Here is a 9,588-nt window from a genome sequence, read left to right as displayed (position 1 = left end):
CACCAATGAGCCCTGATGTCCGCAAGGATTCCAGAAAATCATGAGGAAATCCTCACGTTTGCCTCTCCACGCCCGTCTTACCGCCGAGTATTTACGTACCGCCGTACCAGAATGCCCAGAAACATGACCCTCCCTCATGTTCAAAGCCGCTGGTCCACCGGTTACTAACGCGTACGAAACATGAGCACTCCTCATGTTGAGCGTTACAGAATCGTTATAATCCCAGGTGGGGTTACCGGTGAGTACGACATGCCCGGGGGGAGCTTCGCGATGTCGGTCAAGCCCGGTAGAGTTTGGACGGTCGTACCATCAAGCGCGAGTGGCGAAATTGGCAGACGCGCCAGATTTAGGTTCTGGTGTCCACGGACGTAGGGGTTCAAGTCCCCTCTCGCGCATTACTCGAGCACGTATTTGCGTCAAATTTGACGCAAATACGTGTTCGATCACCTCCTCGCGCACGTTCCCCCTCGCTCGGGCAGTCAGACCTGGCCCAATGCGACAGCGAAGCCGCTCGCAGCACACAGTTCCGTCACCGGTGACACCTCTGCGTGCGTAGAAGTTCGCTCGCCCCTCTAACACACGGCAACGGCACAACTGAGACGATCGCGTGCACGAGGGCTCCCTCTGACACGCGGGCATTGCACAGTTGAGCCACACCGAATGTTTGCCGGACAGCGTCCAGGACCCACCCAGGTCCTGATCGAGCCCACCGATCAAGCAGCAAGATGGCCACTGATCCAAGTTGAACGGAAGTCACACGAGAGGGTGCGTCCGTCTAAACCTGTCTCTTCGAATGCCTCCCGGACGCCACCTACTGCACCCAGCATCACACCCAGCCCATTTGCAGACACTCGACGGCCATCCGCAGTGGCCCTGTACTACGTAGATCTGCCCCGCCGGGCATCCGGGCGCCTTCCCTAAGCGCCGCAGGTAGGTTTCCACCACGACGTCCACCCGCAGGTTGGGAAACTCCAAGATCACCCCCGTCTGGGCGTTGAGCACCAGCATCGTCAGACCGAGGTAACGTCCCTGGATGAGCTCAGCTCGTCCCCAGCTGCTGATAGACGACAGCGCGCCCTATCGATTGAAATCGTCCGCTGATAGCCGGAGCTTCCCTGTACGTTTGGATCAGTGTCCCCGAGCCGATCCCCTTCTGGCTCGGGGACACACCATTAGCGCGCGATAACCACGCACGCGGTGTTACATCTGGCTCACATCCTGTGGCTGGTTCGCGGGTGAGGCCGCAGTCGTAGGCCCGTGGGTTTGAGGGTGAGGGTTTCGCGGACGTCGAGCCGGTAGTGCGGGTCGGGTTCGAGGTCGAACTGATGCAGGATCGCGGCCAACGCGACGGTGATCTCATGCTGGGCGAACTGCCGGCCAATGCAGGCGCGTGGACCCGTGCCGAACGGTTTGAAAATGTGCGGTGGCAGATTCCGGATGTTGTCGGGAAGGAACCGGTCCGGGTTGAACTCGTCGGCGTCGGGACCCCAAGCCGGGTCACGGTGCGCGGCCAGGAGCAGGACCAGCACCCAATCCTTCTGCCGGAAGCGGTATCTGCCGTCGCAGAGAGTCGTGTCCTGTCGTGCGCGCCGAAAGTAGCCCGGTCCGGTCGGCCACAGCCGCAGTGTCTCATCGACCACCCGTCGCAAGCCCCGTAGTTTGGCCACATCCTCGAAGCGGAAATCAGGGAAATCTCGTGTCGGCCAACGCTCGTCGAGCTCGGCCCGGACACCGTCGGCGATCTCGGGGTGAATGGACAGATAGTGCAGAGCGAAGGCGATGGTGTTCGCCGATGTCTCGCTGCCCGCGACGAGGAAGGTCAGGATCTGGTTGCGAATGTTGGTGGGGTCCAGCGATTCTCCGGATGCGGGATCGGCACTGCTGAGCATGAGGTCGAGGATGTCGTGATGCTCTGTGCCGGGCTGGGTTCGGCGAGCGGCGATGATGCTGTCGACGACGCTGTGTGCATGCGTCAGGTCCTCCTGGTGCTGACGGGCTCGGCCGCGGCGGAAGATCCGCTCGAATACGGGTAAGACGTCGGTGCGCCGGTTGGCGTAGGTGAGCTCACGAACCATCGCCTCCACGAACGGATCCGAACGCTGCTCGGCCATCGAACGGAACGAATGCGAGAACCCGGCCCGCGCGATGATCTCGAAGGTCAACGCATTCGAGTGCTCGGGGACGTCGATCCAAGTGTTCGTGGCTTGCGCCGACCAAGCATCGGTCAACTCGCGCACCGTGGCGGTGATCGTTGCGTGGTAGTTGGCCATCGCAGCCTTGGTGAAGGCGGGCATCAGGACGTTGTGCGCCTTCTCCCAGTTCGGTTCCCGGCTGAATGCGGTGAACAGCCCGTCGTCTGCGAGCGGCCGAAGCTTCATCAGCGCGTGCCCGACATGTTTCTCCCATACCGACTCGTCGTTCACCTCATCGACCGCCCGAGTGCCGGTCACGATGACAGCCGGATAACCGAAGAGCTTCTGTCCGAATACCGGACCGAGTTCACGCGCCTGCTCGGCCAACCGCTGGCAAGGTTTGGCGAAATCGGTAGTCAGCACATCACCGAGCAACGGCAGCCGAAAAGGTGGATGCGGAAGCGTGCCGGAGTCGGCCCCTACCTCGATCGTCGACGCCTCGGTCATACCGTCTCCCTGCTCATCGTGTTTATTCGGAACTGGATTCGAAGTCTGAACTGTGCCGGGTCGCGACGAACCGACAGGCCGCCACCCACCACTTGGCCAGCGGGAGAAGTTCCCCGACCTCGTCGTCCAGACTGGCAGACGGCGACGGGGCCGTCATCCCGGCGGCATCACCGGGCGGGTTTGCCGTACCCGACCTGTCTTGTGCCGCGGCGGCGAGTTGCAGCGCCAACTCGGCCGATTCCCGCTCTCGACCTGGCACACGTTCGCTGGCAACAAAGCTGGCTAACTGGGATGGGTCGACCGCACGACAGTGTGGGCGCAGCCGCAGAATGGCGTCACGGATCTCGACAGTCGTGCGATGCAACTGCACCTTGCTGACCCGGCGTCCGGATTCACTCGAGTCGAGCGGAAGTCGGCTGTCCGGAAACATCGACACCATCGACTGCCACATTGGTTGCAGTCGCCGCCACCGCTTGCTTGTCGAGTCGTAGCCGAGATACCCGGCTAATTCTTTCACCAACGGAGCGGCGGATACGGCCCCGATCGTCGTGGCGATCCAGAAGAAGTTGCGCGAGTGCGTGGCCAACCGATACTCGACCGAGTCGACAAGATGCAGTTCCTGCAGCACGGCAAGGACAGCCGCGATCATCGTCGTCACTCCAATGGTCGCGCCCGCGACAGCAATCCCGACCAGAACCAGCTTTTCACCGGCGGTCACCCCGGACTGTCGGTACTCGGCCGCACATCGGCGGACCATCTCGAACGCCAAGAACAGCGGCAGAACTGAGAACGCTACCCAAGCCAGCACACCATCCCAGCCACCGGAGATCTCCAGCGGCTGTTCACCACGTCGCGCCCGCGTCCCCGCGGCGAGTATCCCGAGCGCGAGCACACCCGCGACAAGATAGAACAAGAACTGCTGCCGCCGAACGACTTTCGGATCTCTTCCAGACAGCAGACTGATCACGCAAAGGAACGGAGCGATCGAAGCAACGATGGTGCACAGCGACACCTGCTGGACGGCCGTTTCGGTCAGCGGCGACCAGTCAGCGATGAAACGCTCAACTATGTGCTCCCGCAACAGTTGAGTGGTGACGATGATCGTAAGCGTGGCATTGAGGTAGCGCTCGGCCGAGGTGCCGTTGAACCATCGCCACCGCGCCGCCACCACCAGCAGCATCGCGCCGATGAGCGGCCACGCGATAACCGCGGATATCGAGGACGTCACTGCCGCTTGAACAGAACGTTGCGGAAGTTCTGGTCGCGCTGCCCGCGTCCTCCGGAGACCATGACCATCGTGGCGAACATCTCCGCCTCGCGTTCCAGCGCGTTCCCATAATCCGAGCGGCCGAGCACGGTCCGTACCGTCAACGGATCGATATCGGGAAACACCGACCGGAACATCGGATCGGACGTGACTCCGGTGTCGGATGACTGCGCGCGATCATGTCCGAGCACCATATGGCCGATCTCGTGGCACACTATTTGGTCCATGTGATACTCCGAGGTCGCATCCTCGTAAATGATCACATCATCGTGCTCACGGACAAGCCATAGGCCACACGGACTCGCGAGCCCACCGCGCATACCCACCGGCAACAAGGTGATCGGACGGCCACGCATCTCAGCCACACCCTCCACAAATCGCCTGCGGTCCCACGGGTCCGGAACCGGAAGCTGGGCAATCGCCTTCTTGATCCGTCTGACAGAGCTCTCCGTCATGATTCGTCCCGCGACGGGTCGCTGTCCCGGGGTCCGCGCTGCTGCTTCTTCGGATCCACCGCAGGCAAATCCTCCGACTCGCGCGCACGGTCGACACTCTCGAGCATCTCGGGAGTCACGGCTCGCGCGCGCGTCGCCAGGTTTCGCACATCGGCGTCATTCATGGCCTCTGACAAACTCAACTGCGAGTCGATTGCCTTGTCCGCCCCGCTGTCGAGTAGATATGGGGCTGGGACGGCACAGAACTGAGCAATCGCCTGTACACACTGTGGGTTGTTCTTCGGAGCGTTCCGCAGCTGCCAGAGATCAACCGGACTGAACGATGTTTTCGAAGACTTCGAGATTGCCTCCACCGCAAGAGCATTGGATAGCAGCGGCATAGCAGGATCGCGCATCAACTCGAACAAGCGGTTGATCCTCTTGGCAGATTCGGTTGGGACACTATTGGTCTCGGCGAGCATCGACTCGTCGTCCACGATCCTCCGTCCGGGACGGCACAGCAGGTGCCGAACGAGAGTACATCAGGCGACGATCCGCACGTACTGGCATGTATGGCGAAGTTGTCCCGTCCACGTCCTGCGCGAAGATTGACACCGGCCTCGCATCGTACGAATAACCAACCAGCGCAAGCTTTCTCGAGGGTCATCGCTCGGCGATCTCACGAGCCGTCTCTGGCAGCCGGTCCAACCGACCGACTGCGCGTGGGGCGCCCTTCCCTCTCTGGGTAGCGCCATCGAAACTTGCCTCGTACGTGATGCACAACCGGTCGAGCAGGCCCCGGCATCTCGGGAGATCCGGTTACACGCTTTCCGATACCAGGAGCTGATCTGCAAATACAAAAGGGTTTGGCGACTGTCGTGGGCACCACCCAGTACAGAGAAACGAGCGCGTCGTGTTCTCCCCAAGCTGGTATGCACAGACACGGCTACCGGCGCAACTTGAGAAATACCGACCTGCCAGTGCTGTTCGATATTCTCGCAGCTGCGCAGTTCGAAGTAGGCTCCCTGATCCACGTGGCCGCGCGAAAGGCCGTTGTCCGTGGCCATGACAGAGTCCCCCGCTGGTCGCCGGTTGTAGGTCGCCGTTGGCGGCCGGTGGCGGAGGAGCTGGTGCGGCACACGCCAGGAACAGGTAGCTCGGCCGGTTGGGCTCGGGTCACTTCGTTGTTACGCGCCGCACTCACCGAATGAACTGCGAGACTCGACAACCACAATCCGGGACCGAGAACATGAAGTTCTACACCAGCACCGCGTATCTGCGCCATCGCCGAAATCGTGACACTGGCCCGCACCGCCGATGCCTTGGGGCTATGACAGGCTGACCGTCCCCGAATACGTGGTCAACCCACCGAACCGACCACTGCCTACCGCTACAGCGTCAACGGGCAACACAGATGGCCGTCGTCCTCCGAGTGGCCGCATCCCATGGGTGCTCATCGGGAGCCTGGCCCAGTGCACCACCCGTCTGCACTTCGTCACGAAGGTGTCGGTCCCCCACGCTGCGGGATCCGTTCGCCGCGGCCAAATCCATCGGCACCGTCGCGACATGGCGCGGCCTGACCGGCTCGCGTTGAGGTCGGAGGGACGGCAGTGCGGCTTTGTCTCGAACTCGTGGGGTGCTGGTAGCAACTGTCAATCTCTACCAATCAGAAGGGCAATCTCCAACTCTGAGGTGTCGATGCGGGAGTGTCACTCGTTGGTCGGCGCGTTTCGACCTGAGCAAGCGGCGACAGCGGGGGAGCTACAATACGCCTTCCCATACTCGGGAATCGCTCGCAGCCAAATCCGGCGACGAGACCTGGACAGCGGCCACCGCGCGGTGGACGGCCTGGCTCACCGCCGCCGGTGTCGCCGCCGCGGTCGGGCATCTGGGGCACTTCGTGCTGTTCTGGGCGGCACCGTTGATCGTGGTCCGCCCCATCGTCACCTGGCTGACCGATCTGGGCAACCACGCCGGACTCATCCACAACAGCGACCCGCTGAACCAAACCCGCGGCTGGACCTCCCACGCGCTGACCCGGCATCTGCTCGGCGGGCACAACGACGACATGTTCCACCCGCTGCACCACTGGTTTCCCAACCTCGCCTGGCGCGACCTGCCCGCAGCAGCCGAGATCCTGCGCGCCGAATTCGACCGCTGGCCCGAGGTTCCGTGGTGCAGCGGATTCTTCTTCCGCCGCCGCGCCACCCCGGAAGTCCCCAGCGTCCTCGACGACATCGTCGAGCGCCTGCGCCACCGATCGCGCACCGGCAATGCCCTCCCCTGACCACACCACGGCGGCTCTGGCGCACTTTCGATGATCTTGGGTGTGTCGAACCCCTTGGGACACAGCAGATTCGGATATAGACCCTGCTCGTGGTCGTGCGTGGCGTGTTGGAGTCGCTGTTCGGGTTGCTGTTGCCGCATCTGTCGGGTGTCTGCCGTCACATCCCGGATGCAGTGACGCCCACCGACCCCAACGCACGCGTACCTAACACACGCTCATGTGCCGCATCGAGTTGTCGCAACCATCCTGCTGGCGAGGTCAGGACTATGTCGATACCCGACGAGCGAAAGACCCCGGTCCAGGAATCCCGCCCGCATTTCTAGACCTCTGGACCAACCTCACCGAACATGCTGTCACCGAACTACGCCAGACACACAACTTCCACTTCGATCACCAGCAAGCCCTCGACCAGCTACATCCGTACTCCAACTGGATCCACTCCGCCTCTTCTCAAAACCCTCCTGAACTGACCTGCTGCGATCAGAACCTCGCGGCTGGTGGTTGCGGTGTCGGACACTCGTCGTTCATAGACTGTGGACTCGGCGCGACACCATCGCGCAGCCAGTCAGGCCGCTGGCTCGTCGCAGGTACCGACGTCGATCTGCCCGCACAGTCCGACCGACTGCACGCCGTCGATCTTCAGCCCAGCCAAGTGCAGGGAACGAGACCCCATCGGTCCGAGATCAGAACACCGGCAGCGTGATCGATCATCAAGGCCCCGTTCACATTTCGAGCCAGGTCAATCACGGACTCTGTGTCTGATCCACGATTCAACCAACGTTGGCAACCACATGGCGAATTGAGGTAGTTCGGTACTCGTGTGTGCGTCGACGTAGGCGCATACGTTCGCGTGCGTACCCACTGCCGATTCTTATAGGGAGTCGAAATGCCCAGAACACACACCGTTGATCCAGGCGACACCCTGAGCGGGATCGCTCAACGTCTTTACGCGTCCATCCAGGTAGGTGAGAGCAAATGAACCGTCTTCCCATCATCTATATCCGCGGGTACGCCGGTGCCACGAGTGGCATTGACACCCAAGTTGATGACCCCTTCTACGGATTCAACGAAGGCGCTACCCATATTCGAGTCGGAGGGGGCGATGGAGACCCGATCTTCTATCAGTTCGAGGGCCCGATGCTTCGGCTGATGATCGACGAGGACTACAAATTAATCGTCCAAGGTGATCAACACGCTTACCTCGATAACGCCAAGGACGACGACCTCGACGCTGCATCGATCTGGGTGTACCGGTTTTACGACCAGGCTGCGACAACCTTCGCCGCCCCACGGCACCAAAATGCCTGGCAGCGAGTTCAGCGGCATTTCCGCGCCGGTGGCTTCGATATCGAAGAGGCTGCCGAAGGACTCTATGATTTGATTGAGCTCGTCTTACGCAAGACTAAACCGCCCGGAGGAGTGGCAGAGTCTAAGAAGGTGATTTTGGTTGCGCATTCCATGGGCGGATTGGTCGCTCGTTGCATGATGCAAAAGGTCTGCCGGACACCCGATGCGAGAAGCGGTCCTGACCACGTTAAGTTGCGACGGCCAGCGAATGAGCTAGTCGACAAATTCTTCACCTACGGGACGCCACACGGCGGCATCGTCTTTCAGGGCAACGTATTGAACTGGTTCGAGGAAGTGGTCGGTCCAGCAGGTTCGGACATTTTCGCTCCGGAGAAGATGTACGGGTATCTAACTCCTCAAGCTAAATTCGGTGATACGTCGCCACCAGGATGGGATCCACGGGCAATTCCAAACGGCGTCCTCAATTTGGATGATGTTTTCTGTCTCGTCGGTACAGACCCAAAAGACTATGGTCCTTCCAAAGTGGTTGTCGGACCCAAAAGCGACGGGCTCGTACGCATTGAAAATGCCTATGTTCGAGGGGCGCACCGTGCGTTTGTGTATAAGTCACACTCCGGCCGATACGGCGAGGTGAACTCCGAGGAGGGCTACCAGAATTTGCGACGCTTCCTCTTCGCAAAGTGGAAGGTTCGAATCGACTTCACGGGGTTACCGACATATCCAGTCAACATGGATGAACTACCTACGACGGAGCAATGGCCCACCTGGCAAGCCGACGTGCGGCTATCCGTCCGAGGCCTTCCGGTGGTCATCAGCGAGCAACGAGCAGACCAGTACTGCCCCATCCAACTAAATGAAGAGTTGAACCGAAACGGAGCCAACAACCTCGACACCCCCGACCGCCCAGTGCCGCTACTCACGACCTTTCTGTTCGATCCCGCCGACCTACATTCCCCCCAAGACGAGAAATCCGCAGCGCAGCACGACGGGAGAGCCAGATACACCATCACTCTGCGCGTAAAAAAGCTGAAAGAGCGCGCACACGGTTTCGACTTCATGGACCACATCGAGCAATTCTTCGACTGGATGGACTCATTGATCGTTGACGTCGGCCCACAGAATTCCGGAACTGGATTGCAGGCGTGGATGGCATGGAAGAGCAACATTGCCGGCGAGATCGACAGTTTCAACCCCATTACAGCTGGCCTGAGTAACGAAAACGACCACCACCCAGTCCAGCCTACCTACACCAATGACGGGAAATGGAAATGTAGCTTCGCACTACCGGAGGCTGCACGGAAGCTGCAGATCTTCGGTGATTCGGCAGCGCTCGACATAACGATCACGGACCGCAGCGTTGGTCGAGTCGAGGAAAGCGCAAGGCTGAATGTCGTAGCACCGGCTTGAAGCAGCGGCGGGCGAATTTGTATCAGCGCCCCGACGGGAGGAGTATCGCCAGCACCGACGGCCACCGTGCCCGGGTGCTGATCCGCGACGCCGACAACCCCGCCATCGATTGGCGCTACGCCGATCTGGTCCCCGAGGTCGCCGACGCCCTCCCAGCGGCGATCACCACAAGACACCACCCGCGGCCCATGCGGTGGTTCGCGCGGCGGGCTCGGTGGCGGGCAGCGAAGAGATGAGCGAAGACCA

At 61.0% G+C, this 9,588-nt stretch carries 7 protein-coding genes and 1 tRNA gene; 4 read left to right on the top strand and 4 right to left on the bottom strand.

Annotation, left to right across the window (positions count from 1 at the left end):
• The first annotated feature begins 313 nt into the window (after positions 1–313).
• A tRNA-Leu gene (locus OG874_RS43645) sits at positions 314–395 on the top strand.
• A gap of 816 nt (positions 396–1,211) precedes the next feature.
• On the opposite strand, the gene OG874_RS43640 is transcribed toward OG874_RS43645, so the two are convergent.
• Genes OG874_RS43640 through OG874_RS43625 form a run of 4 tightly spaced genes read right to left on the bottom strand, consistent with a single transcriptional unit; the run spans position 1,212 to position 4,837 of the window.
• A complete protein-coding gene (locus OG874_RS43640; protein ID WP_330252869.1) occupies positions 1,212–2,639 on the bottom strand; it encodes a cytochrome P450 in 1,428 nt (475 codons plus the stop codon).
• Positions 2,640–2,661: 22 nt separating this feature from the next.
• Entirely contained in the window at positions 2,662–3,867 is a 1,206-nt protein-coding gene (locus OG874_RS43635; RefSeq protein WP_330252868.1) for an MAB_1171c family putative transporter, read from the bottom strand.
• Positions 3,864–4,361, bottom strand: coding sequence for a regulator (locus OG874_RS43630; RefSeq protein WP_330252867.1), 498 nt, complete (start codon positions 4,359–4,361; stop codon positions 3,864–3,866). Before OG874_RS43630 ends, OG874_RS43635 begins: the two co-directional genes overlap by 4 nt.
• Positions 4,358–4,837 carry an XRE family transcriptional regulator gene (locus OG874_RS43625; protein WP_330252866.1) on the bottom strand — a complete coding sequence of 160 codons (480 nt, stop codon included), beginning with the start codon at positions 4,835–4,837 and terminating at the stop codon, positions 4,358–4,360. Before OG874_RS43625 ends, OG874_RS43630 begins: the two co-directional genes overlap by 4 nt.
• A gap of 1,139 nt (positions 4,838–5,976) precedes the next feature.
• Here OG874_RS43625 and OG874_RS43620 point away from each other — a divergent pair.
• The 3 genes from OG874_RS43620 to OG874_RS43610 all read left to right on the top strand — a co-directional run bounded on the left by OG874_RS43620 (position 5,977) and on the right by OG874_RS43610 (position 9,578).
• Positions 5,977–6,627 (top strand): fatty acid desaturase, encoded by a 651-nt coding sequence (locus tag OG874_RS43620; protein ID WP_330252865.1) that lies wholly within the window; start codon positions 5,977–5,979, stop codon positions 6,625–6,627.
• Positions 6,628–7,602: 975 nt separating this feature from the next.
• On the top strand, positions 7,603–9,342 hold the full coding sequence (locus OG874_RS43615; RefSeq protein WP_330252864.1) for an esterase/lipase family protein: 1,740 nt from the start codon (positions 7,603–7,605) through the stop codon (positions 9,340–9,342).
• A 74-nt stretch (positions 9,343–9,416) separates the two neighbouring features.
• A complete protein-coding gene (locus OG874_RS43610) occupies positions 9,417–9,578 on the top strand; it encodes a hypothetical protein (RefSeq protein ID WP_330252863.1) in 162 nt (53 codons plus the stop codon).
• Positions 9,579–9,588: the final 10 nt, after the last annotated feature.

Source organism: Nocardia sp. NBC_00565, assembly GCF_036345915.1.
In the GTDB taxonomy this organism is placed as follows: Bacteria; Actinomycetota; Actinomycetes; order Mycobacteriales; family Mycobacteriaceae; genus Nocardia.
Note: the sequence above shows the minus strand (reverse complement) of the source record. Positions and strands in the feature narration are given on the sequence as shown.